The following is a 25,663-nucleotide window of genomic DNA, read 5'->3' on the forward strand; positions in this document are numbered from 1 at the left end:
TTAAAGGAATTTATCATGTCTACAGCTAAAATCAACTTTGATATTATGGTACAAAATAACTTAATGGACCTCATTGGAGGTCCCAGTCAACTGCTATTTATGCAACATCTCGAAGCGATTGATGGCTTGGCTCATCAAATCAGCTTAAAATCATCTACGCCCTTAAAGGTCAAAGACAACATCTTGACCCCTACCGATACGCTCTACAGGCTAAATCATTGTGTGCAAATGATCCTCGCATTGTATCGATTATCTCACATAAACTTTCACTCTCTTGAAACGTTAGGTATCAATCAAAGAACTTTTTTTCTTTTATCTAAAATCCTAACAACCCTACAACAACAAAATGGCTGGTTTGACATTACACAAATTCATTACCACACTCATAAAGATAATATTTGTGCCATCTTAGAAAATCTGTGGAATGAAACCCGTGGCTATATTGTAAGCCCCCATATAGAAAAAGATCTGAAAAAACGAGAGGATTTAATTAAGACTGAACGTACAGGGAATTCTAAGATTGTGAGTAAGTTACTGCGTCAGCATACGAATATTCAGGTATCTAGATTTTCATGCTTAATTACGATTCAAGGCAATGATCCATCCTTAAGCATTAATGAGTTGGAAACCAATATTCTTAGGCTCAAAAGTAAGTGTCTGGACCAAATCCAGCAACTGAACACTGGACAATTGCTTTGTATCCAATGGCGTGTACAGCGCAGCATGGGTAGCTATTATCTTAATATGCTGGTTTACCATAAAGATGAAACCTTCATTGTTTTTCCTGAAAATGCAGAAGACTACACACTCACCCTGAATGGAGATTCACCGAATGCCGTTATGTTTATTTTAGATCAACGTATCATCAGCATATCTAGACTTCAAAAAGATAACTATCAAAGTGACAATCTGGAAAACTGGAAAGTTATTTTTAACGCAATGTTATATCCTTTGAGATATTGCGCTTATCAGTCCAAAACTATTTCAGCTAATTTTCAAAACATCATCTACTAAGCTTTGGATGAGCTAACTAAAAACCCGATAATAATTTATCGGGTTTTTTACACTTTTTTGCACCAAAAAATATAAACAACAACATGATTTTAAATAATTTTTAACGAAAAAATAATTATCATCTTTATATCATTAGCGTATCCTAGTCATCATATCGATATTTTTTCATTTTTATTGATATGATCCCATCATTTAGTTTTTAGTGCATATTTGCCACTATTGATCTATATCAATAATGGCAAAACCGACTAGCTAGAAATAGAAATAAGTATTATTATCAGTAAAATTTTATAAATATATAATTGGAACAACCAAAAAAAATATATAGAATCGTCAAAATTTCTACTGGAGGTCAGTATGCCAATCTATGTTGACAACTCGAAAATACCCTATAAAGGGAAACATTGGTGTCATTTAATGGCTGATAATTTAGAAGAATTACATAGCTTTGCGGCTGAAATAGGTGTAAAAAAGTGCTGGTTTCATCACTCTGCATCTTATCCACACTATGATATTACAATTGAAAAACGAAAATTAGCACTAGTTCAAGGAGCTTTACTTGCTGACAGAAAAACTATTATAGACTGTGGGAAAAAATTAAAAATAGAGTTAGATAAGTATCAAAACAAAAATTATAATAGATCACAAATCGAACTATTCCAATGATGAAAAATGCATATAACAGCAGAATCACTAGATGATCTATTACATGAAACTTACGACTATATTTTAGCTCATGGAGAAAGAGCAAACCCAACTAGAGGTACTATTCTAGAAGTCAGGAATTGTACTCTCACTCTCTTAAACCCTCGATCTCGTATTAGCCTATCTGAAGTCAGAAGCAAAGTTATAAGCTGCTTAGGTGAATTTCTTTGGTATGTGTCAGGCTCCAACTCAATTGCTTTTATTGAATACTATATTAAAGATTATAGAGATCGGATAGGGTTTACTGAAGAGAGTTCAGACCCAGTACCAGGAGCTTATGGTTCAAGAATATTTCGAGAACCAAGTCAATTTAATAAAATAGTGGAATTATTAGAAAAATCTAAAGATAGTCGTCGTGCTGTAATAGCAATTTACTCAGAAAATGATCTACTAGGTGAGGACTCTAGAGATATACCTTGTACTTGCACTTTACAATTTTTTATACGAAACGATAAGTTACATCTAACATGTTACATGCGTTCAAATGACGCAGCTCTAGGATTGGTACATGATATTTTCAGTTTCACTCTATTTCAGGAAATAATGCTTGCTAGATTAATAGCAAAATATCCTAATCTTGAATTGGGTGAATATACGCATATAGTTGGTAGCCTACACATTTATGACGAAAATATGGGACAGATCTCCCACTACCTATCAAAGGAAGGTTGGCAATATCATGCTTCAATGCCTCCAATCAACCCACAACTATTAGAAGATAGTTTGGAAAAACTTTTAGAAATTGAAACGGATATTAGAGTACATGGTAATTGTGACTTTAGTAAGCTAGATTTATTAGAAGATCAAATGTTCAAAGAAATGGCTATCATCTTATTCGTATACTACTTCGTTAAATTTGATAAAACTAACATTTCTGGTTTACAAGAGTTAGAAACTAAATGTTCTAGCATACCTATTAAAGCTTTTATTAATAAACGAATCCAAGGATTATTGACAAAGGGGTTAAAATGAATTCCAATCAAAAAGATATAATGGCTAATAATATCACCACAAGAATCAATGACTTTAGTCAAAATATAAGAAATATACCTGCTACATCCTTTCCTCTAGAAATTGATGTATTAAGTAGACAATTAGTAGATAGCATTAATCGTGTTAACTATTTTCAATTAATTCAATCCAGACCAATAGATGTAAAACGAACAGATCCCAATAATTCTCTTTTCGATCCACTTCGTTCAATTATATATTTAAAAAATAGCAACTTAGATGAGGCATTTTGGTTAGCCTTTTTGACAATTCATTTTGGGGAAAATTATCACTCCAAATGGAAACTAACTAGAAATTTCTATAATAATTTAGGGCAGTCTCCTCAACTAACTTGGTCTAATGTTAGCAGCAACCCTACTTTAGTTGATAATTGGATTTCACGTTATCGCTCATCAAACATAAAGCTAAAATTTGGGAATCATAGGAAATACGAATCATTTTCACAACTAAGAGATGTAATAGATTCATATATTCAACTTGTAAATAATAGTGGTGGTCACCAACAGCTATTTCAGCCTAATCAGAATGAACAACCAAAAGAACAATTCAAGCGCCTAACTAGAGAACTAAAATTTTATAGATTTGCAAGATTAGGTATGTTTGATTATCTTTCATTAATTTATAAGACTCAACTTGCACCTATACAAGCCGATTCGTGTCATATTGCAGGTTCAACAGGACCTAAAAAGGGAGCTAAAAGGCTTTTTGGACAGCAAACCACTAAGCAACTAGATCAACTTTCAATTCAATTAGCAGATCATTTAGGTATTGGTTATCAAGAGTTTGAAGATGCTATCTGTAATTGGCAAAAATCTCCAGACATCTATGAGCCTTACAAAGGTTAATCGAAAATATTCTGATGCCTATCAGTATAATAATTATATGGAATTAATTTCATTTTTTTTAAAGTTCCCGTTAATAGGCTAGGTGAGATATTAAGCTCCCTAGCTTTCTTACATATCTCTTTCCATCCATCTATTTTACTTCTTCTTATTACTTTTAAATCTATATAACCCTCTAAATCTCTATGAGAAATAGGATGCAATAATTTATCAAACATAAAAGTATCTGCTTCTACTTCTATAAATGACTTTTTCTCATCTTCTTCATCAGCATCACAAAATACCATTTCATTTTCATGCAAAACTAAATGACCTAATTCATGGAATAAAGTCTGCCAAAAAATGTAGTCCTTATTATATTTTGGTGTCAATGCTATCACTGCTTTTCCATTTTTCAGAAATTTGGCCAATCCACAAATAGGAGTTTTTGGCATAGTTGGTGCCAAAACTAAAGCAACTCCACATTCATTTAATAAACTAATAAGTTCTGGAAGAATTTTTATGATATTACGATTTTTTGTGAGTTCTTTTATTTCCTCAATTCTTGATAAGAGCCTATCTTTATTCCAAACTAACTCACTAGAACCAAACTGCTTATTCGCCTCAAGCTCCACTTTTCGAATATACGTGGCTAAATTTAGATCAGAAATAGAATACTTTCCAATAGCTTTAAGTCTAGAACCTAAAATATTAGATATAACCGTTTTACTATCTAAAGATTGGAATTCATTAATTCCATAAAATGATTTTAAATTCACTTGATCTAAATAATCAAGCTGATTTGATGGCAAGAATTTCTCTGACTTTAACTCACTTACAATATATTTAAAATCGCTAAAATGAGGATCAATACTTTTATAATTTAAATGACCAAGATACTCGTCATACTGATTTTGTAAGTTTAGCCAAAAATTGTTTGATCCTCCAAAAATTTTAGTTAAGACATCAATATTATCTATATTAATTTTTGTATTTTCTAATTTTATTTTTTCCAACAACATTAAGTCATTATCAGGAATTAATTTTAAATCAATACCTGATAAAATAATAAATTGGTTAATTATGTCACTAGGAGAATAAATCCAATTAGGCTGAAAACCATTAACTAGCATTTTTTTCCCCTACATAGATCAATTGCAAACGAGAGATAAGATTCCAGTCTATTGTACCATCTTGAGCCCTTGGAGGCTTCTCATGAGCAATAATAAAATGTAAAACAAAATCACCAAACACACACAAGACCTTGTTTTCATTAGTATAAGTTATTCTTTCAAGCAAGAGTCTTGGTAGCTCATTCAGACTTGCAGCGACACTAAATGATGTTAGAATTGTTTTTAATACTGCTAGTGACATCGGGGGAAGGCTTTGCATCCCCAGAAATTCATTAATTGCATTATCTCGTAATTCTTTTGATATAAATGAAATTATCATTGTTGTCGGAAACACCTTTTATCGAGGCACAAGTTGAAATATATCGAAGTTGTTGCAGCTGTCATTAAAGATAATGATAAATTTTTATGTGCTCAACGTAAAGATAATAAATTTGAATATTTAGCATTTAAATTTGAGTTCCCTGGGGGTAAGATTGAAGCTAATGAAACTTCTGAAGCTTGCTTAAGGAGAGAAATCAAAGAAGAACTAAGTACATCAATACATTCTATCAGTTTTCTAATAGATGTTTATCACGACTATCCTGATTTCAGTGTCCATATTACTTTTTTTGAATGTGCAATTGATAAAAGTAAAATTACCCTGCTCGACCATAAAAAAATTGTTTGGAAAACTGCAAAAGAGCTAAAAACACTTGATTGGGCAGAGGCAGATCTACCTGTTGTTAACTTACTCTGTAACCAATAAAAAACTCATGGGGGACGATTGGGGGATTAAATAAAATCACCTAATTTTTATTTAAATATTATCAATATATTAATTTAAAAATGTGATTCCCTCTCTCGCCAAGTTTACTTTCTATGATATCTCATAGAGTCATAAAAGCTTAAATCTAAAGGGTTTAGGCTTTTTTTATTGCCTTATGCTTTCCAAGAAATACTATTGAATCCTGAGATAGTTGGGGGTATAACTGGGGGCATAATAAATTACCCCTATTTTTTACCCCCAAATTTCAATGGAATTAGCTTCAAATCTTAGGTTGAAAGCTATTTAAAACCATTGATTGATTGGAATTTACTGCGGTCAATTTGGGGAAAATTGATAAAAAATCAACAATCAAATTAAATTTATCTGTTTGCTCATTTTTTCGCTTGTTTTTTTAAATAGATTCTGTAGAATTCTCGCCACGTTGCCGGCATAGCTCAGTTGGTAGAGCAACTGACTTGTAATCAGTAGGTCCACAGTTCGAATCCGTGTGCCGGCACCATAAAATTCAAAAAAGGCTTAATTTTAAAGATTAAGCCTTTTTTATTGCCTAATTTTTAACTGCGCTGACCTGAATATAATGCACTAAACCATCTTGATAGAGTTTTCTACATAACTTTGCTGTCATATCAATTTTCAATTGTGCCAAGTCAAAATGTTTCCTTTCTTTTCTCTTATTTTCAATATAGACAGCAAAACCATTTAAAACAGGTTCGGAAAAATCCTGAATTTCAATCTGGGTAAATCCTTTTTGTATAAGCTTTTGTGTTAATTGTTGTTTATCCATTAAATTTTGCCAATTTACATCAGCGCTTTTGAGCAAATAACGGTATTGTTGTTTTTTTAAATTTGAACACTCTCGCCAAGCATCTGACCACATCAAATAATGAAATGCAATTCGCCCTTTTGAATTCAAAACCAAAGATGTCGAATTGAGAAATGAATTCAAATCACTGTGATAAGCTGCATCTATACACAGCACTACATCAAATAAATTTAAAAGTTGCAGTGCGTTTAAATTCAAAAATGATCCACAATGAATTTGAACTTGGGCTAATTGTTTTTGAATTCGTTTGGCATATTCTGACTGTAGCTCAACCGCACTGAGTTGTTGAATCTGATAATACCTAAGCCAATGTAAAAGACTTGCTCCCTGTCCACAGCCCAGATCTAAAACATGATCAGATTGTTTGAGTTGAATAGAAGCAGCGATTTGATCCGCTAGGCTTTGGCAAGCCTGTGGGTAATCATCATATTGGTTGTGCCAATAACCTAAATTACTCCAAGCAAGTAGAGAATCATCTCCGAGACGTTTTGCATCTATTGCATATTTATGTCCGAAAACTTTCTCAATCCATCCTTGCTTGGAGTAAGCCATATTTAATAACCCAGTTCTGGCGCAACTGAAACTTTCGGTTTAAGCCCAACGAAAGGCAATGGCGCACCTAAAATTTCAGAAATATGCATCGCCGAGGTCACCGCAGATTCTAAAATTGGTAATCCATCACATGACCACGAACCACAATAAAACACTTTACGATTGAGGTCTAAATGACGTTTTTGAATTTGTTTATTCAACGCAACAGTCTCTGAATCAACAACAGCACGGGTGAGCTGTACCTTAGAAATAATTTTTTTAGGGTCAATATCAATTACAGGGCACCAAGTTTGGAATACGGCATTTTTGCCGACTAGGCTTGGTTCGATTGAATTAATCCACACAGTGAATTGCTGGCGGCTAAAATTCCGATCCATCATATAACTTAATACTGCCCAATCTTTACGGCGTTGTGGCATCACGATTGGATCGGTGTGAATAACCAAATCACCTTGTTCAAAACGGAACTTTTTCAGTAATGCAATATCATCTGCAAATTGTGGTTGCTTGAGAAAATTTTCAATGGCTGGTGTTGGTGTTGCAATAACAACTCGATCGAACAATTGGCTTGCACCTTGTCCATTTTCTACCAAAATCTTATCGCCTTGTTCTTCTACTTTTTCAACAGGTGAGCCACTATGGATAGCAATTCCATCAATCAGTCGATTCACGAGTGCAGGTGTTCCCCCTTTCATTCGCAATAGAGCTTCACCTTCTGTGAGTTGGCGAATAAATTCTAATAGAGGCTTGGCTGGCCACTCACCAATCGTTTTTGGATGGCATGTGCAAATGGTATAAAGCACTGGCATTACCGTACCATGCCAGAACACTTCCTCAATATGGTATTGATTCATGAACTCAGCTAGGGTGATGTCTTGATTATCTGATTTGAAAAATTGATGTACAGCTGTTTTGAGTTGTAGCATCCCTTTTACCAGACGCCAGCCATATTGCTGTATCCCTTTACGGTTATTAATAATTGGGAAATTTCCAATTCGGCTACGTGAAGTTGTTAGCCAAGTATCTGTTTTATCTTCAAATAACCAACTACAAGCCATAAATGTACGCACAGGGAACGTTTCTATTCCCAAATAGCTGGCTAAACTTAAAGTATTTTTCCAAAGTTTTGGGTTCATCACACGTAATGGTGCATCAATTAAGCCCCCATCAAAGTCTATACTGTGACTATCCATGCCGCGCCCAGCAAGTGCTTCGAATATCGTTACGTTATGTCCTGCATCATGTAGGATTCTGGCTGAGGCAAGTCCTGCCATACCACTGCCGATAATTGCAATATCCAAAATTATGTCCCATCAGTTGATGATTTTTCTTGATTATGACTGATAGTTAACCTAAATACGGTATTAAAAAATACCAGATTCTGCATTTAAGCTAGACTTTTGTCTTAATGTGTCCATTCACTTATTGTTACATTTTAACACACTTCTTATTTTAAGCTTAAATCAATGATAATATTAACTATATTGTTTTATACATTAAATAAATATACATAACATTCTTTATTTTTCCATTTTTACCCTGTTAGGGACTTTGCAAAGCTGAAATTTAGCGCTATTGTGATTAAACAATAATCAGAATCGAGTCACGTAACAAACTTGATAATAATAAGTGACCTAATATTAAAACAATCAATAGAGAGTCTTATAGCGAAAGCCCATAGCTTTAAAGGAGTTATGGGCTTTCTTATATGTGTCTGTAATAAGGAAAATTAAGCTTTACATGCTGCCAAATTTACCACGATTGAAATCATTGATCGCATCTGTAATCTCAGCTTTGCTATTCATAACAAATGGCCCATAACCTTCAATCGGTTCATTCAAAGGTTGACCTGTTAAAATCAAGAATTTACTGTCTTGCTCAGCCTTGATCGTAAAATCAATTTCTTCACGGCTCAGTACAACCAAACTTGGTGCTGCAATGTGTTGAGCATCATTTAAAATCACCTCACCAGAAAGTAGCACCAACAATGTGGTATGTCCTTCGGTCACATAAAACGTGTGCGCTTGATCTGCCACAACTTTACCATCCCAAACATTGACTGGACTGAATGTTGTAGCTGCGCCAATTGTCTCTTGATATTGCCCAGCAATCACACGCAATTCACTCCCTACATCATCCAAGTGAATGCTTTGGATATCTGTTGCTTCAATGGCTTGATATTTTGCAGGCGTCATTTTCGAATGAGCTGGCAAATTTACCCATAGTTGTACCATTTCAAACAAACCACCTTGATGAGCAAATTCAGGGGAATGAAATTCTTGATGTAGAACACCGCCTCCAGCTGTCATCCATTGCACATCACCAGCTTTAATTGTACCACCGCCACCACTTGAATCCTTATGTGTCACTTCACCTTGATAGGCAATCGTTACGGTCTCAAAACCGCGGTGCGGATGGGTACCCACTCCTTGTTGAGCAGTTGTTGGTTCAAAACGGTACGGCGCTGCATAATCTAAAAGTAAAAATGGGCTAATCGCTTGTCCCAAACGATCATAAGAAAACAAATTGTACACAGGGAAACCATCACCAACCCAGTGCATATTTTTATTTTGATAGATACCAAGAACTTTCTTCATTTAGTTTCTCCTATTCAGGTAGAAATTCTTTTCTTGAGACTCATTTTACGCCTTGATGATCAACGCTTATAGATATGGATTAACAACAAATTATTCCACAAACAGGACAATCTTAAATTTTATAGATAATTTAGTACTAAATTAGGGTCTGTTGACATTTGCTGTATAAAAAATGGCGAGTAAGTAAAATTCAATATTTTTAAAAGAAATAAAAAAAAGAACTTGATATAAATCAAGCTCTTTTTCTTTAATAAATACAATATTTACATATTATACAATTTAAAATGGTAAATCATCATCTAAATCAGCAGGGGCAGTCGCAGGCTGAGGTGCTGATTTTGGTGTATTAAAACCATTTCCTGCTTGTGGACTACCTGCATAATTACCTTGATTACCACCAGCAAAACCTCCGCCCTGACCATAACCATTTTGGTTATTGTTATAACCCGTATTTTGGTAACCACCACCTTGGTTATTGTTGTTATTAAAACGTGGTTGATTAAAGTCACCGCCGCCTTGTTCGCTTTGTTGACGCGTATCTAACATTTGCATTTGATCGCCACGAATTTCAGTACTGTAACGCTCTTGACCGTTTTGATCTGTCCATTGACGAGTACGTAATGAACCTTCGATATAAACTTTTGAACCTTTACGCAAATATTGCTGTGCAATTTCGCCTAAACGGTTGTGTAACACAATACGATGCCATTCTGTTTGTTCTTTACGCTCGCCTGTATTCTTATCTGTCCAAGACTCACTTGTTGCAATCGAAAATTGAGTCAGGGATCCACCATTTGGAAAAGTTTTGGTTTCAGGATCTTTACCCAAAGTACCTACTAAAATAACTTTATTCACACCACGCATTAGCTGTCTTCATCCTATATATTTCTATGTTTTACTTTATAAGAGTTATGTTTAAATGGCTACCTCTTTGCCAATCAAGTGCGTTAAATCTTGTCGTCCAGCATCATCTATACACTGTTTATCGACTTTAATATAAGCAACTTGTTGTTCAGGCATCACCACGACTTCTTCAATACCACGAATTGCCAACAATTTTGAAGTCCATTCATCCGTTTGTGTCATTTGAGGTAGAGGCAACACAATTGAAGACAAATATCGAGGTTGAGCCAGCCCAAAACTGACCAACAACCAAAGTATAGCAATCCCAGAGAGGACACTCCAGCCAAGTGCAGTATTCTGTAACATCAGAAGCTGTCCACCCAAAGTACCACCAAAAAAAGCACCTAAGAATTGGCTACTGGCATTTATTCCCATCGCAGTTGCTTTAGATTGAATAGGTGCAACTTTCGATAACCAAGATGGCAATAACGCTTCCATGACATTGAAGGCGATAAAGAAAATACCAAGCCCTGCGAGCAATACATATTTCGATTCATAACCAAAAATAAGAATCAGTAAACCCACAATAATTCCAGCAATTGCTGACAAGAAAATACCACGCATTTTGCGATATTTTTCAGCAATAATAATACTTGGGAAAGCAAAGAACAGACTCAGCACCAATAATGGCAAATAAATCAAACCATGTTTTGCCAGTGGAATTTGTGCATATTCAATCAACTGAGAAGGAATATAAATAAACATTGCCGTGAGCAATAAGTGCAGAGAAAAAACAGAGACATGTAAGCGATTCAAATCGCCCATTTGAATGACTTGTTTCAACTGCGATAAATAACCTTGTTGGAAATTGCGATGATGTCGTGTGACTTTAGGCACGAGCAATAACATCAAAATCGCAGCCAATCCCATAATCGTTGTCACGAAAAATAGCCCAGAAATACCGACTAAGCTAGTGAGCCAAGGTCCTAAACTAAATGCCACTACGAAAGACAAGCCAATACTCATCCCCATCGCTGCCATGGCTTTGGTCCGCTGTTCTTCACGAGTCACATCAGCCAGTAAAGCCATGACTACGGCTGAAACTGCACCTGCACCTGCAATCGCACGACCAATAATCACACCATAAATTGTGTCAGATAAACCTGCTATCGCACCACCAATCGCAAATAAGAGTAAACCCAGTACAACCAATGGTTTACGACTAAAACGATCAGCCAACAAGCTAAACGGAATCTGCAAAATTGCTTGTGTTAAACCATAGACCCCTACAGCTAAACCAATGAGGGCAGGTGTGGCATATTGATAAGATTGTCCTGCCACTGAAAAGACAGGAATAATCATGAACAAACCCAACATGCGTAAGGCAAAAATGCTGCTTAAGGCAAAAGTTGAACGGCGTTCTAAAGCATTCATTATTGATAAGACACTATAACTGGCTTAGCGAATTATAAGCGATTCGCTTAACAAGGTTGTAAGTAGATTATGAAAAACACAATCTTTAGGAGAAAAAATAAAGGAGCAAATCGTGCTCCTTTATTTAAAATATACCACTTAGCTGAAAATAAGCTTAAGAAGCTTGCTGTTCTCGCTTGCTATATTGAATAGATGCGATCACTGCCCAAACGATAAAGGCAACCCCGATCAGGCCCGTTACAACTTCAGGTACATGTAAGCCTGTACCACTTGCGATCATGATAAATGCCAAAGCGCCAATCGCATAATGCGCACCATGTTCCAAGAAAATATAAGCATCTAACGTGCCCTTTTCAACAAGATAGATGGTCATTGAACGGACAAACATTGCGCCAATCGCAAGACCTAACATGATAATGACAACATCACTGGTAATCGCGAATGCACCGATCACACCATCAAAACTGAACGATGCATCTAGGACTTCAAGATATAAAAAACCACCAAAACCAGCTTTCACGACACCTGAAGCAGCGCCATTTGCATCATGCGTAACCGCATTACCATTTTCATCAATCTCTGGCTCACCACCTAAGAGATGACTAAGCACCTGTACGCCAATATATACGACAATACCCCAAATCCCTGCCATGGTCACAGCCAAACGTACAGACTCTTCAACATTGGCTGCCATAATAATCATGGCAATCAATGCGAGAAAAACAGACATGGCGGGTACACTGGCTAAATTTGCTAATTTTGCTTCTAACCACTTAAACCAATGGGTTTCTTTACCATCATCAAAGAAGAAATTTAAAAACACCATTAACAGGAAAGTACCACCAAACGCTGAAATTTCAGCATGATGTGCCATTAAACGCTCTGAATAGGTTTTTGGATCATTCAATGCCATTTTAGCGACTTCAATCATGCCCATATCTGCCGTCACAGCAACAATAACGACAGGGAAAATCAAACGCATTCCAAACACGGCGATTAGAATACCCACCGTTAAAAAAATCATTTTCCAAAAATGATCCCAATTACGTAATACCGAAGCATTTACCACAGCATTATCAAAGGATAGCGAAACTTCCATTACAGCCAAGATCGCAGTAATGGTCAATGCTTTAAGCATCGTAGCTACGCCTGCTTCAGGGCCATGCGTGTAGCCCCAATAGGCAGATAGTGCTAAACACACTACCGTAAAGAATATAGAAAAACGAAAATGCTTCATGAACAGCCTTATGCGAAATCGTTGAGTTATAAAAATGTAGCTATTGTAGGCGAGTTTCGACCCAAAAAGAGAAAAGATTGTTGGACTTGTTTGGCAAAAGAAACCATCCAAACCAGACTCTGTTATAGTGCTGAAAGATTTCTTTATATGTACTTTAATAGGTTCATTTCATGACGTTTTCTCAAGATGTATGGCAACGTAATCACGATTTATATCAAAAAATATTAGCTCTACCATTCAATCAAGAACTAGCTAAGGGTACTCTAGATCGTAAAGCATTTTGTCATTATGTGATTCAAGATGCTCACTATTTACTAGCTTATGGTCGTGCGCTTGCTGTAGCTGCGGCAAAAGCCTATGAAGCAGATGATGTGATTCAATTTTCGGAAGCAGCAAAAATTGCGATTATTGTAGAACGTAGCCTGCATAGTGATTTTATGCAGGAGTTTGATGTCAGCAAGGCTGAGTTTGAAGGCACACCATTAACACTTGCCTGCCACCATTACACCTCTTTCCTAACCGCAACAGCTTGGTCAGAAAGTTATCCTGTGATTTTGGCAGCTTTGCTTCCCTGTTTTTGGATTTATGCTGAGGTTGGTAAAGACATCGTAAACCAATCAGTTCCTAATAATCCGTATCAAGCATGGATTGATACCTATGCAGGTGAAGAATTTAATACGGCAGTGCGCAATGTGATTGCAACTGTAGATAAAGTGGCAGCACGTTGTGATCAAGACACTTTGGCGAAAATGCATGCTGCATACACTATGGGTGCAAAACTAGAATGGTTATTTTGGGACAGCGCGTACCAGCAACGCCAATGGTTAGGTTTAGATCAAGCTTAATCGTCTATCAGACCTTCATTTACATTTTTCACAGACATAAAAAAGCCCCTCATAGGGGCTTAGTCGTATATCGTATTGTCCGATATACTGTATGAGGCTCATCTCAAACTGGCTGCATTAAAACATAAATCAGATCGAGTGAATACCTTTAATTGCTTAAAAAAAGTTAACCGCAATTAAGGCAAGCAATGCGGGTACAGATTGGGTATAAATAATTTTTTTGCTTGCCGTCAAAGCACCATACATACCTGCAATCAACACACACAATAAAAAGAAATTTGCCAAAGCCACCGCATAGGTTTCAGGTGCAATGAGTGCCCAAAACAAACCTGCTGCAAGAAACCCATTATAAAGACCTTGGTTCTGCGCTAAAACTTTAGTGAGTTGGGCTTTTTCCAAGCTATTACCAAAAGCCTTTAAACGTGCATACGCACTTTGTTCAGTATGCTACCAAAGCTGTTCGACTTGTACTTTATAGTCAGCCATGTATGTTCTAATATGGCACAACCAAATGCCTCTTTAGACGCAAAATACTGGTAGAACGAACCTTTTGGCACGCCACAGGCTTTTAAAATTTCTTGTAAACCAACTTCCACAAAACTTTTACGCAATAACAATTCAAAACTAGTATCCAAGATATGTTGTCGAGTTGCTTCACTCTTGATTGATTGTTTCATAGCCACACCATAAATTAATATTAGACCAGTCATGTAGTAAATTTATGTATTTTTATTCTGCAACAGCTTTACGGTAGTAAAATCAGAAAAGGAATGATAAAAATACAACTCGGTCAGGATGTGATACTCGTTATAAATGTGATTTAACCGTCACAATTTGTCGTTTTAAATATTTTTATACCACTTGAACAATTTTAAGGCGCTATCATATAAGACCCATTCAACAGCAAAATGCTGCTCAGAAATTATTTTAAATTGATTAGTACTGAGCTTTCTTTCAATACATTCAACTTAAATAATGAATGATCTATGAGATTGCTGTTCAATGTATTTTGATCTTCTATTTGCACATTACTGAGATGTTTTCATGAGCCAAAGTCATATCCGTATTCGAGGCGCACGTACCCATAATTTAAAGAATGTGTCACTCGATATTCCACGTGACAAATTTGTGGTGATCACAGGGCTTTCAGGTTCAGGAAAATCATCCCTTGCATTTGACACTTTATATGCTGAAGGTCAGCGTCGCTATGTGGAATCACTTTCAGCTTATGCACGCCAATTCCTTTCGCAAATGGAAAAACCTGAAGTTGATTCGATTGAAGGTTTATCACCTGCAATTGCAATTGAGCAGAAGTCAACCAGCCATAACCCTCGTTCAACTGTCGGGACAATTACCGAAATTTATGACTATTTGCGTTTGCTTTACGCACGTGTTGGAACGCCTTACTGTCCTGAACATGATCTCCCAATGGTGGCACAAACCATTTCAGAAATGGTTGATGCGGTAAAAGGATTAGAAGAAGGTACGGCACTGATGTTGCTCGCACCTGTGGTCCGTGAGCGCAAAGGCGAATACAGTAACTTATTTGAACAATTACAAAGCCAAGGCTTTGTGCGTGCGCGTGTCGATGGCGAAATTATTGATATTGATACCCCACCTGAATTAGACAAAAAGAAAAAACATACCATCGAAGTCGTCGTCGACCGTTTCAAAGTCCGCGATGATCTTGGCAATCGAATTGCTGAATCCTTTGAAACTACCTTACGTTTAGGTAGCGATATTGCAATTTTATCGTGGATGAATGGCGAACACCCTGAACGTGTCTTTTCAGCGAAACACTCTTGTCCTGAATGTGACCGTGCGGTTGCTGAACTCGAGCCTCGTTTGTTCTCGTTTAACAATCCTTTTGGTGCTTGCCCTGTCTGTGATGGTTTAGGGACGCGTAGTCATTTCAGCGCCGACAAACTTATTCCAAACCCAGAAGTATCGATCAGCCAAGGTGCAATTCGTGGTTGGGACAGACAGCGTCCGTATTACTATACGATGCTTCAAAAAGTCGCAGATCATTTTGATATTCCACTCGATACCCCGTGGAATCAACTGGATAAAGAGACACAAAAGAAATTCTTACAAGGTACAGGCAAAGAAAAAATCGACCTCAGTTATATTGATGAACGTGGTCGTAAACATAATCGTGTGCAACCTTTTGAAGGAATATTGCCACATTTGGAACGTCGTTATCGTGAAACGGAATCGAATTATGTCCGTGATGACTTAGCCCAATACTTATCTAATGCCGCTTGTGATGCGTGTGGTGGTTCTCGTCTCAATGAAATCTCGCGTCATGTTCGTGTTAAAGACAAAACCATTGCTGAAATCACCAAGATGTCGATTGGTGATGCAGAAAGTTATTATCAAGACCTCAATCTCGAGGGTGCTAAAGGCGAAATCGCCGATAAAATTTTTAAAGAAATTCGTGAACGTTTACACTTTTTGGTGAGTGTTGGACTCAATTATTTAAGCTTAGCACGTTCGGCTGAAACCCTTTCAGGGGGTGAGGCACAACGTATTCGTCTCGCTTCGCAAATCGGTGCAGGCTTAATGGGTGTGATGTATGTGCTTGATGAACCATCGATTGGTCTACACCAACGTGATAATGATCGCTTATTACAAACGCTCATTCGCTTACGTGATTTGGGTAATACGGTGCTTGTGGTTGAGCATGATGAAGACGCGATTCGTGCTGCGGATCATATTATTGATATTGGTCCTGGCGCAGGTATTCATGGTGGTGCAATTATTGCTGAAGGGACTTATGACGAACTTGCGAATCATGCTGACTCACTCACTGGTCAATATCTTTCTGGCAAATTAAAAATTGAAGTACCGAAACAACGTACTCAATCACCTCGTCCAAATGAAGTCATTCAATTGTCTGGCGCAAGCGGACACAATTTACAAAATGTCGATCTGACCATTCCTCTCGGCATTATGACCTGTGTGACTGGGGTTTCAGGTTCAGGAAAATCAACGCTGATTAACCGCACCTTATTACCTTTGGCTGCGACCCAGCTCAATGGTGCAACCACACTGACCGCAGAAAAGTTTGATTCGATTGATGGTTTACAGTACTTAGATAAAGTGGTTGATATTGACCAAAGTCCGATTGGTCGTACCCCACGTTCGAATCCTGCCACATATACAGGCTTATTTACCCCAATTCGTGAGTTATTTGCACAAACGCCTGAAGCCAAAGCACGTGGTTACAGCGCAGGTCGTTTCTCGTTTAACGTGAAAGGCGGACGTTGTGAAGCCTGTGAAGGCGACGGCATGATCAAGGTCGCAATGCACTTCCTGCCTGATATGTATGTGCCTTGTGATGCCTGCCATGGCAAGCGTTATAACCGTGAAACTTTAGAGGTTGGTTATAAAGGCAAGAACATTTCAGACGTGTTAGAAATGACCGTAGAAGATGCTGCTGAATTCTTTAGTGCCATTCCTGTGATTCACCGCCGTTTAGATACCTTAATTCAAGTAGGTCTAGGCTATATTCGTTTAGGTCAAGCAGCAACCACGCTTTCAGGTGGTGAAGCGCAACGGGTTAAATTAGCGCGTGAGTTAGCAAAACGTGATACAGGTAAAACCTTATATATCTTGGATGAGCCGACAACAGGTCTACATTTCCATGATATTGCTAAGTTACTCGACATTTTGTATGAGCTACGTAATAAGGGTAATACCATTGTGGTGATTGAGCATAATTTGGATGTGATCAAAACCGCAGACTGGGTAATTGACCTTGGTCCTGAAGGTGGTTCTGGTGGTGGTCAAATCATTGCCGAAGGTACACCTGAGCAAGTCGCTGAAGTCGAGATTTCTCACACAGGGCGTTTCTTGAAGCCAATGTTGAAATAAATTTAATGGGTTCTCAAGTACTGGCGTAAATTTAGGTTGATTTCGTTTCTCTAGCTTGAATTTACGCAAACTCAAAGGTCATATCTTAAAAAATGATAAAGAACTGGGCAAAAAAAAGCTCAACCTTGGGGAAAGTCGAGCTAGTAAAACACAATATATTGAGAAAATGTTACGAGAGAATAAAATGCAAATTAAATACCTCTCTGCAACCATTATGTGAATTATATCTCAAAAAGTAAAGTCGATTAAATAGATCAGGTTTAAATTTACAATCGTTTTTCCAAATTAAATTAGCTCTTAAAATTGAACTTCCCAAATTTTTTAATTGTCATGCTTCATTTAAAAATTAAATTAATCACATAACACAATTTTAATGAGATTAAAATCACATTTTTATTGGTGATTTATTACAGTTTTACGACATATTAAAACGAAAAAAACGATAAAATCAATCGAATTAAACAATTAAGATACATCGTTTCAAAACAAGATTACTCGCTTAAATAAACATAAGAAAATATCTTATCTATATATAAATATTATATTTTTTCTAAAGTTGACAACCGCAACTCTAGCAGAGCAATTTTTAACCACCATTATTATCTTACATGATCATTTGTCGGAACATGTCATTTATTACATTGACATCATATTTTGTTACAATAGAATGAAATCCAACTTTACTCCTTACTGTAAAAGCTGGAAATTACTATGAAAAAACTCGGTTTAGCCACTGCTTTATTATTAGCCATGACCGGTGCTCAAGCTTACCAATTCGAAATCCAAGGTCAGTCTGAAGCTCTAGATTCTAACGATGAAAACAGAGATTTTAATAATTACACTGTTGGCGGACAAGCAACTTACTACTTCAAAAATGTAGATGCTTCTAAAGGTCCTTTAGCTGAAGCAGCTTTTGTTAACCAAGCTTCTAACGTATCACTTGGTTATAACTTTGCTAATCTTGACGAAGTTAAATCTCAAAACGTAGGTGTTAAAGCTGAAGCTTATGTACCAACTCCATATACACCAGCGTATGCAAGCTTAAGCTATAGCGCGACTGACAATGACGGTAAATATGGCGAGAATGATGACCGTGGTCAGCGTTGGGCTGTTGAATTTGGTTCGGTAATCGCTCCAAACTTCCTCGTAGCGGTAGGTTATACGAACGTTGTTGAACAAACATCTTTGGATACTTTCAAAATCTTAAATAAAGGTTTTGGTAAAGCAGTTGGTGAAACAGCGACTATCGCTGACAAGCAAGATGCAATCACTGCTCGTACTAAATACGTTGGTGCTATCGATGGCACGCCTATGTCAATCGGTTTCGAAACAGGTATCGTTTACGGTGAAGACACTGCATACGAGTTAAAAACTGATTTGTACCTAAACTCTAAACTTAGCACAGGTGTTTCATACGCTAAATCAAGTTTTGCAGATACACCTGATTCAGCTTGGGGTGTTAATGTAAACTACTTTATTACCCCAGCAGTTGCTGTAGGTGCAAGCTATTTAAATGCTAATGCTGTAGGTACTGATGAAGATATGCAAACTATTGGCTTAAACGCTAAAGTACGCTTCTAATGCAGTCATAGATGTTCTAATTCAGCATCTATGCATAAAAAAACCCAGTTCATGAACTGGGTTTTTTTATTGTCTTTAAACATTTGAATAAACAAATGAGTTATTCAACTTGTTAATTACATCTTTTTATCTTCGATATTTAATGCACTAATTGCTAAAACAGCTTGCGTACGGTTTTGTACGCCTAATTTGCGGAAAATAGCCGTGACATGCGCTTTGATCGTGGCTTCTGATACGTCTAACTCATAAGCAATTTGTTTATTGAGCAGACCTTCTGCCACCATCATCAATACACGGAACTGTTGTGGTGTAAGCGATTGCAGACGTTCTGCCAACGCGGTTTCATCCGCAGCTCTTGGATCGAAACCATGATGCATGGCTAAATTCGGTGGTAGCCAAATTTCACCCTCTAATACATGTTTAATTGCTTCGCCAATATGACTTGGGTGTGATGATTTCGGGATATACCCCATTGCACCATGTGCAATTGCACGTTGGATAATCGAGACTTCTTCATGTGCTGATACAACAATGATTGGAATCGCTGGGTATTGTGCTCGTACGTATACCAAGGCAGAAAAACCAGATGCGCCGGGTAAATTCAGATCAAGTAATACGAGATCAGGTTCTGCACCATGCTCTAAGCGCTCGTAGAATTCATCGACATCCGCAGTTTCCTGAATCTGTGCTTGAGGAAGACTATATCGAACCGCTTGAATTAAAGCATGTCTAAATAAAGGGTGGTCGTCTACAATTAAAATATTCATAAGCGCTGAGCTGTCTGCGAGTACGTCACTGTACGGTGTTTATTCAAATTTAATCTATCTTAGCCTATTTTTTAAATGAACTGTTGGTTAGACATCAAAACTTGTTTATTTCATCATAAATGCAAAACAATAAAAATATTGATATAACTCACACAACATAGACCAATCAATACACACTATACAGAAATAACCAATAGAAACAGAGTATTAAATTCATTTAATTTTTTCTACTGAATCCTTTATAGGTATATATACAAAACAGATAAGCTTGCAGCATTTCCTTATTTTACAACTTGGCATGCGGTGTAGATAAATAAATAGCAATTCGAAATGATCTTTTAGGCCGCTATTATGTCCAATCACAATACTCTCTCTACTCCCCTTAATATTGTTGCAGTATCTGGTGGTTTAAACAGCCCATCAAAAACAGAAAGTTTAGTTCAGGCGATTCTTGATGAACTTTCGGAAGCGATTAATATCAAGGTGCATTTCGTCAAACTGAGTGAAATTGGGCCTTTACTGGGTGGGGCAATTTATCGTAATCAGCTGCCACAACGGGTACAAGATGATTTGGCTGCCGTTGAAGCCGCAGATGCATTGATCGTGGGAACACCTGTTTACCGTGCTTCGTTTACGGGCTTATTTAAGCATTTCTTCGACTTTGTTGAGCAAACAGCTTTGGTTGATGTACCTGTGTTACTCGCCGCTTCAGGTGGCAGTGACCGTCATGCACTGGTGTTAGAACATCAATTACGCCCTTTATTCAGTTTTTTCCAAGCACAAACCTTACCGATTGGGGTCTATGCCACTGATCGTGATTTCACGCCTGAATACACGGTAAAAAGCGAACAATTGTCTGATCGCGTTACCTTGGCTGTGGCACGTGCTTTACCAATTTTGGAATGGGCACCTGCCAAAGGCCAACATGCTGCTGCCATCAAAGCCAAAACTGAGCAAGCCAATCAGAATCTCGGCATCAATAAACAAATCGAACAAGCAGAAGTCTTACCATCTGCGGCAGTACCGAATCTGGATGCAGCTGAATCTCGCTTACACCCGAAGTCAGCCAAGAAGTTAACCCACGTCGCATAAACCATATCTTTTATGGAGGATACAACGATGACAATAACAACATCAGCAATTAAATTTGCCTACTGGGTTCCTAATGTGAGTGGTGGTCTCGTTGTAAGCAATATTGAACAACGTACTGACTGTTGATGATGTCCGCAGCAAAGCAAAGTTAGCCAACAGACAAGTCCAGATTGGGGTTAATGCCTTTATGATTGCCCGTGATACTGAGGAAGAAGCTAAAGCTGTACTGAATGAAATCATAGCTCAAGCCAATGTCGAAGCGGTGAATGCCTTCGGTGATGCCACCCGTGAAGCAGGTGCAGCAGCCCCTGAGCGTGAGGGCAATTGGGCAAAATCGACCTTTGATGATTTGGTTCAATACAATGATGGTTTTAAAACAAACCTGATCGGTACGCCGCAACAAATTGCGGAACGGATTGTGGCATTACAGAATGTTGGCGTTGATTTGGTTCTTTCAGGCTTTCTACATTTTATTGAAGAAGTAGAATATTTTGGAGCAAAAGTTCTACCGTTAGTCCGTCAACTTGAGCAACAACAGGAACAGCGTCTCGCAGCAAAATCAGCTTAGTTTTCAGTGCTGAATAAGAAGAAAAACAAAAGAAATGGCAAATCTTCCCCCCAAGGCTCGGCTTGGGGCTTTTTTTATTTTAACGGGTCTCAATTTCCCGCATAACCGTTTCAACCGAATACGGCACCACTGCGACAGTTGCTCAATAAACTCATTTAATTGTGATGGATTAAAATGGCTAACAATCATATAGCAGGCGTTGCCGAGAATTTTAAAACATTCATCCACCTGCTCATATTGTTTGACCAAACGCTCAACCTCAATAAAAGCCTGCTGATCATTCATAAACAGTTGGATGAATTGTTTATGTTCATATTTTATCGCGATGGTGTAATTTTTGATAAAGCCTGCATCCATTAACTGTGCAATACGAGCGCCAACGGCCTGCCCAGTCCGATGCACTCGCTGTCCTATTTCTTTATGGCTTAAACGAGAATCTTGTTTTAGCAATTCAATAATTTTCAGATCAATCGGATCAAGTTCAATATTCATTTTTCATTACGAAAGAAAACCAGCAACAATGCTTTCATCTGAATATAGCGGATTTTTCACACTTCCCCTACTCTTGTTTTATCTTAACGCTGGAAGAAAAAATGATGAAACAAGCCTTACTGATTATTGATGTCCAAAACGATTATTTTAAAAATGGCAAAATGGAATTGGTCAATCCAGAGCTTGCTCTAGCGCAAACCAATCTATTGGAAGACCATTTTATTCAAAACAATTTACCGATTATTTATATTCAGCATATTAACCCTGCCTCTGCTAGTTTCTTTCAGGAAAATACCGTGGGTGTTGAATTACATCCTCAACTTAAAGTCACAGATCAATCAGTGATTGTCGAAAAGCATTTTCCCAATAGCTTTTTGGAAACCAATCTTCAAACCATCCTTAAACAGCATCAAGTTGAACAGTTAGTGATCACAGGTATGATGACCCATGTCTGTATTGACTCAGGGACACGTGCAGCCAAAGAACTTGGATACCAACCCATTGTGATCGCAGATGCCACTGCAACCCGTGATCTTGAACATGATGCTAAGATCGTCAAAGCAGCCGATGTACAAACGGCATTTTTATCTGCACTCGGTTTCTTTGCCACAGTACAAAACACGGCTGATTTTTTAGCACAGAATTAAATCATGCAGAAAAAAAGAGCGTTCCATCGAACGCTCTTTTTAAATTTGAATAGGTTTATCGGTTTGGATAAACCGTGGCAATCAGATGTTCAACCACAGCCGGCTCAGCCAATGTTGAGGTATCGCCTAAGTTATCCAACTCATTGGCAGCAATCTTTCTTAGGATACGGCGCATGATTTTACCTGAACGAGTTTTCGGCAAAGCAGGCGCCCAATGCAGTGCATCAGGGGTAGCCACTGGCCCAAGCACTTTACGCACCCAGCTCACCAACTCCTTGCGTAGCTCCTCAGATTCCGCCACATCGGCTTGCAAGGTGACAAAAGTACAAATCCCTTGACCTTTAATGTCATGTGGCATACCAACAACTGCCGCTTCAGCCACTGCTTCATGTGCAACCAATGCACTTTCAATCTCGGCTGTCCCTAAACGATGACCTGAAATGTTCAGTACATCATCAACACGCCCAGTGATCCAGTAATAGCCATCGGCATCACGGCGTGCACCATCACCAGTAAAATAATAGCCTTTAAAAGTTGAGAAATAAGCTTCAATAAAGCGCTCTGGATCGCCCCAAATGGTTCTCATTTGGCCCGGCCATGAGTCTTTAATGACCAAATTACCTTCTGTTGCTCCGTCCAATTCATTTCCTTCGCCATCGACTAACGCAGGTTGTACTCCAAAGAATGGACGTGTTGCTGAACCCGGTTTGAGTGCAGTTGCACCCGGCAATGGTGAAATTAAAATACCACCTGTTTCTGTTTGCCACCATGTGTCGACAATTGGACAACGGCCTTCACCTACGACCTCGTGATACCAATTCCATGCTTCAGGGTTAATTGGTTCACCGACTGAACCCAGCAAACGTAAACTACTCCGATCACTTTCACGCACGTAGGCATCGCCTTCACGCATCATGGCGCGAATTGCAGTTGGTGCAGTATATAAAATCGTGATGTTATGTTTATCAATCACATGACCAATACGTGCCCAAGTTGGATATTGTGGAATTCCCTCGAACATGACCGTAGTAGTGGCATTACTCAACGGACCATAAAGTAAATAACTATGTCCCGTAATCCAGCCTACATCTGCAGTACACCAATACACATCATCTTCTTTGAGATCAAAGACTTCTCTAAAAGTAGTGTTGACATAAACCAGATAACCACCTGTGGTATGTAACACGCCTTTCGGTTTTCCTGTTGAACCCGAGGTGTACAGAATGAAGAGCGGATCTTCTGCTTTCATCGGTTCTGGTGGACAGTGTTCATTTACTTCCATAATCGCAAGGTGATACCAAACGTCACGCTTAGCATTGAACTGAATCGGATTCCCTGTACGATGCACCACAATCACATTTTCGACACTACTGGTGCCATCAATTTCTAAGGCTGCATCTACATTTTCTTTCAGTGGAATAAGCTTACCGCCGCGCATGCCCGCATCCGCAGTAATCACTAATTTTGCTTGACTATCTTCGATACGGCTAGCCAATGAGTCTGGTGAGAACCCACCAAACACCACACAATGCACAGCACCAATTCGTGCACAGGCCAACATGGCAATCGCTGCCTCAGGCACCATTGGCATATATAGCACCACACGATCACCCTTGCGAATGCCTTGTTTTTTTAGCACATTGGCAAAACGACAGACTTCATCGTGTAGTTCAGAAAATGAGATGATTTTATGACGTGAAGGATGATCACCTTCCCAGATAATCGCAGGCTTTAAAGGATTATCTTTAAGATGACGATCTAAACAGTTGGCTGAAACATTCAGTTCACCATCGGCGAACCACTCAATTTTGAAATTATCTGCGTTAAAACTTGTATTTTTAACCTGTGTGAATGGTTTGATCCAATCAATATTTTTTGCTTCCTGTGCCCAAAATACTTCGGGTTGCTCAATTGAATCCTGATAACGTTTGAAATAGTCTGCTTCCGAGATTCTTGCCATTTCTTTGAATTTATCAGGCACTGGGTAGATTTCTTTCATAGCTCACTTCCTTTGTTTTTTATTTCATACCTTAGATATACACATCTATTTTTCGGGTATATTTTGTTTTCTCTTGCAGTATGGTCATCATTTACAATAGCAAACAATGCGGCTTTGGTCGTAAGAATGTTATGCTTTAGCAACCAAATTTTTTTCAAAAATTTACTCAAAATAATTTAAATTTGAACTGCTTGTCTATGCTTTTTACTTTTAAAATAAGTGATTATTTTGATCATTGCTAAGACCTTAAAAGATTTAATAATCAAAAAATAGGAATTCATCATGTTCGATCAAACACTATCTGCCCCAATTCAGCCTCAATACGATCATCCTTTATCTGCTAAAGGACGTTTTAATCGCTTAAGCTATCTAGGTTGGTATGGTTTGTTGAGTGTCAGTTGGACGGTTCTTTTCATTCTTATTGCCACAATTTCGGCGAGTCTAAGTGTAAATGATGTACAGATTCATGAACCAATCTTATCTGCATTTTCAGGAATCGGAGGAATTGCGCTGATTGCACTATGGTTTGCTGGTTTTTATTTTCAGATCATTTTTTTAATCCGACGTTTACATGATCTGAATAAAACAGGGTGGCTATGTCTATTATTACTGGTGCCAATCCTTCAATTCTTTTTTACACTTTATGTCTTATTTGCAGCAGGCACACCTCATCGCAATGATTATGGCGATGTCCGCCCATCCACCATATGGGAAAAACTATTTGCATGGATCATGATTATATTCAGTTTAATGATGATATTTGGCATGTTTATCTTTAGCTATTATTTTGCTAGCCCTGACTTTTGGGGTACACCAACCCAGATCTTACAAAATACAACTGAGTATTTTTAATACTTTAT

At 37.8% G+C, this 25,663-nt stretch carries 21 protein-coding genes, 1 tRNA gene and 4 pseudogenes; 13 read left to right on the top strand and 13 right to left on the bottom strand.

The genetic code is table 11. The features are described 5' to 3' along the window. Window positions 1-15 precede the first annotated feature (15 nt). From F908_RS02260 to F908_RS02275, 4 genes are all read left to right on the top strand, one after another. Complete coding sequence (locus F908_RS02260) at window positions 16-1,014, top strand: hypothetical protein (protein ID WP_005156760.1); 999 nt, start codon at window positions 16-18, stop codon at window positions 1,012-1,014. Between the two features lie 357 nt (window positions 1,015-1,371). Further along, window positions 1,372-1,680 carry a DUF4031 domain-containing protein gene (locus tag F908_RS02265; protein WP_005156761.1) on the top strand — a complete coding sequence of 103 codons (309 nt, stop codon included), beginning with the start codon at window positions 1,372-1,374 and terminating at the stop codon, window positions 1,678-1,680. 6 nt (window positions 1,681-1,686) lie between these two features. Then, the gene (locus F908_RS02270; protein WP_005156762.1) at window positions 1,687-2,691 is read left to right on the top strand and encodes a thymidylate synthase; all 1,005 of its coding nucleotides are present in this window, start codon (window positions 1,687-1,689) and stop codon (window positions 2,689-2,691) included. After that, window positions 2,688-3,575, top strand: coding sequence for an alpha-glutamyl/putrescinyl thymine pyrophosphorylase clade 3 protein (locus F908_RS02275; protein WP_005156763.1), 888 nt, complete (start codon window positions 2,688-2,690; stop codon window positions 3,573-3,575). Before F908_RS02270 ends, F908_RS02275 begins: the two co-directional genes overlap by 4 nt. Here the strand turns inward: F908_RS02275 and F908_RS02280 are convergent. Continuing rightward, the gene (locus F908_RS02280) at window positions 3,572-4,684 is read right to left on the bottom strand and encodes a hypothetical protein (protein WP_005156765.1); all 1,113 of its coding nucleotides are present in this window, start codon (window positions 4,682-4,684) and stop codon (window positions 3,572-3,574) included. The two genes, F908_RS02275 and F908_RS02280, sit on opposite strands and share 4 nt — an antisense overlap. Next, entirely contained in the window at window positions 4,674-5,003 is a 330-nt protein-coding gene (locus tag F908_RS02285; RefSeq protein ID WP_005156766.1) for a hypothetical protein, read from the bottom strand. The genes F908_RS02280 and F908_RS02285 overlap by 11 nt, the downstream gene beginning before the upstream one ends. A 33-nt stretch (window positions 5,004-5,036) precedes the next feature. Here F908_RS02285 and F908_RS02290 point away from each other — a divergent pair, with 33 nt between their 5' ends. Together F908_RS02290 and F908_RS02295 are read left to right on the top strand one after the other, a co-directional pair. Beyond that, a complete protein-coding gene (locus F908_RS02290) occupies window positions 5,037-5,429 on the top strand; it encodes a (deoxy)nucleoside triphosphate pyrophosphohydrolase (protein WP_005156767.1) in 393 nt (130 codons plus the stop codon). A 444-nt stretch (window positions 5,430-5,873) separates the two neighbouring features. After that, window positions 5,874-5,949 (top strand) — tRNA-Thr (locus F908_RS02295). 48 nt (window positions 5,950-5,997) lie between these two features. Here F908_RS02295 and F908_RS02300 read toward each other — a convergent pair. The 6 genes from F908_RS02300 to F908_RS02325 form a co-directional block, all read right to left on the bottom strand. Further along, complete coding sequence (locus F908_RS02300; RefSeq protein WP_005156768.1) at window positions 5,998-6,825, bottom strand: SAM-dependent methyltransferase; 828 nt, start codon at window positions 6,823-6,825, stop codon at window positions 5,998-6,000. A gap of 2 nt (window positions 6,826-6,827) precedes the next feature. Next, window positions 6,828-8,126: an FAD-dependent oxidoreductase gene (locus F908_RS02305; protein ID WP_005156769.1), complete on the bottom strand. Its 1,299-nt coding sequence runs from the start codon at window positions 8,124-8,126 to the stop codon at window positions 6,828-6,830. A gap of 435 nt (window positions 8,127-8,561) precedes the next feature. Beyond that, window positions 8,562-9,422: a pirin family protein gene (locus tag F908_RS02310; protein ID WP_005156771.1), complete on the bottom strand. Its 861-nt coding sequence runs from the start codon at window positions 9,420-9,422 to the stop codon at window positions 8,562-8,564. A gap of 279 nt (window positions 9,423-9,701) precedes the next feature. Then, window positions 9,702-10,286 (bottom strand): single-stranded DNA-binding protein, encoded by a 585-nt coding sequence (ssb, locus tag F908_RS02315; RefSeq protein WP_005156773.1) that lies wholly within the window; start codon window positions 10,284-10,286, stop codon window positions 9,702-9,704. Between the two features lie 51 nt (window positions 10,287-10,337). Beyond that, window positions 10,338-11,702: an MFS transporter gene (locus F908_RS02320; protein ID WP_034602552.1), complete on the bottom strand. Its 1,365-nt coding sequence runs from the start codon at window positions 11,700-11,702 to the stop codon at window positions 10,338-10,340. Between the two features lie 151 nt (window positions 11,703-11,853). Then, entirely contained in the window at window positions 11,854-12,936 is a 1,083-nt protein-coding gene (locus F908_RS02325; RefSeq protein ID WP_005156777.1) for a DUF475 domain-containing protein, read from the bottom strand. Window positions 12,937-13,106: 170 nt separating this feature from the next. Between F908_RS02325 and tenA the strand changes: the two genes are divergently transcribed. Then, on the top strand, window positions 13,107-13,781 hold the full coding sequence (tenA, locus tag F908_RS02335) for a thiaminase II (protein ID WP_005156779.1): 675 nt from the start codon (window positions 13,107-13,109) through the stop codon (window positions 13,779-13,781). A 156-nt stretch (window positions 13,782-13,937) separates the two neighbouring features. On the opposite strand, the pseudogene F908_RS02340 reads toward tenA, so the two are convergent. Both F908_RS02340 and F908_RS02345 read right to left on the bottom strand, forming a co-directional pair. After that, window positions 13,938-14,201: pseudogene (locus F908_RS02340) on the bottom strand (DUF1304 domain-containing protein); the annotation flags it as partial. 30 nt (window positions 14,202-14,231) lie between these two features. Then, window positions 14,232-14,458: pseudogene (locus tag F908_RS02345) on the bottom strand (TetR/AcrR family transcriptional regulator); the annotation flags it as partial. A 367-nt stretch (window positions 14,459-14,825) separates the two neighbouring features. On the opposite strand from F908_RS02345, the gene uvrA reads away from it, so the two are divergent. Together uvrA and omp33-36 are read left to right on the top strand one after the other, a co-directional pair. After that, on the top strand, window positions 14,826-17,657 hold the full coding sequence (gene uvrA, locus F908_RS02350) for an excinuclease ABC subunit UvrA (RefSeq protein WP_005156792.1): 2,832 nt from the start codon (window positions 14,826-14,828) through the stop codon (window positions 17,655-17,657). 711 nt (window positions 17,658-18,368) lie between these two features. Continuing rightward, window positions 18,369-19,238: a porin Omp33-36 gene (gene omp33-36, locus F908_RS02355; RefSeq protein WP_005156794.1), complete on the top strand. Its 870-nt coding sequence runs from the start codon at window positions 18,369-18,371 to the stop codon at window positions 19,236-19,238. A gap of 116 nt (window positions 19,239-19,354) precedes the next feature. Here the strand turns inward: omp33-36 and F908_RS02360 are convergent, their stop codons facing one another. Then, a complete protein-coding gene (locus F908_RS02360) occupies window positions 19,355-20,005 on the bottom strand; it encodes a response regulator (RefSeq protein WP_005156795.1) in 651 nt (216 codons plus the stop codon). 351 nt (window positions 20,006-20,356) lie between these two features. On the opposite strand from F908_RS02360, the gene msuE reads away from it, so the two are divergent. Continuing rightward, window positions 20,357-21,097, top strand: coding sequence for an FMN reductase (gene msuE / locus F908_RS02365; RefSeq protein WP_005156796.1), 741 nt, complete (start codon window positions 20,357-20,359; stop codon window positions 21,095-21,097). 121 nt (window positions 21,098-21,218) lie between these two features. Continuing rightward, window positions 21,219-21,665 (top strand): annotated as a pseudogene (locus F908_RS02370) (LLM class flavin-dependent oxidoreductase); the annotation flags it as partial. 79 nt (window positions 21,666-21,744) lie between these two features. Here the strand turns inward: F908_RS02370 and F908_RS02375 are convergent. Further along, window positions 21,745-22,157: pseudogene (locus F908_RS02375) on the bottom strand (Lrp/AsnC family transcriptional regulator). 104 nt (window positions 22,158-22,261) lie between these two features. Here F908_RS02375 and F908_RS02380 point away from each other — a divergent pair. Continuing rightward, window positions 22,262-22,804: a cysteine hydrolase family protein gene (locus F908_RS02380; protein ID WP_034602602.1), complete on the top strand. Its 543-nt coding sequence runs from the start codon at window positions 22,262-22,264 to the stop codon at window positions 22,802-22,804. 55 nt (window positions 22,805-22,859) lie between these two features. Here the strand turns inward: F908_RS02380 and acs are convergent, their stop codons facing one another. Continuing rightward, window positions 22,860-24,803 carry an acetate--CoA ligase gene (gene acs / locus F908_RS02385; RefSeq protein ID WP_005156805.1) on the bottom strand — a complete coding sequence of 648 codons (1,944 nt, stop codon included), beginning with the start codon at window positions 24,801-24,803 and terminating at the stop codon, window positions 22,860-22,862. Between the two features lie 282 nt (window positions 24,804-25,085). Here acs and F908_RS02390 point away from each other — a divergent pair, with 282 nt between their 5' ends. After that, the gene (locus tag F908_RS02390; RefSeq protein ID WP_005156807.1) at window positions 25,086-25,655 is read left to right on the top strand and encodes a DUF805 domain-containing protein; all 570 of its coding nucleotides are present in this window, start codon (window positions 25,086-25,088) and stop codon (window positions 25,653-25,655) included. Window positions 25,656-25,663 lie beyond the last annotated feature (8 nt).

This window comes from Acinetobacter sp. NIPH 284 (assembly GCF_000369425.1).
Lineage (GTDB): Bacteria > Pseudomonadota > Gammaproteobacteria > Pseudomonadales > Moraxellaceae > Acinetobacter.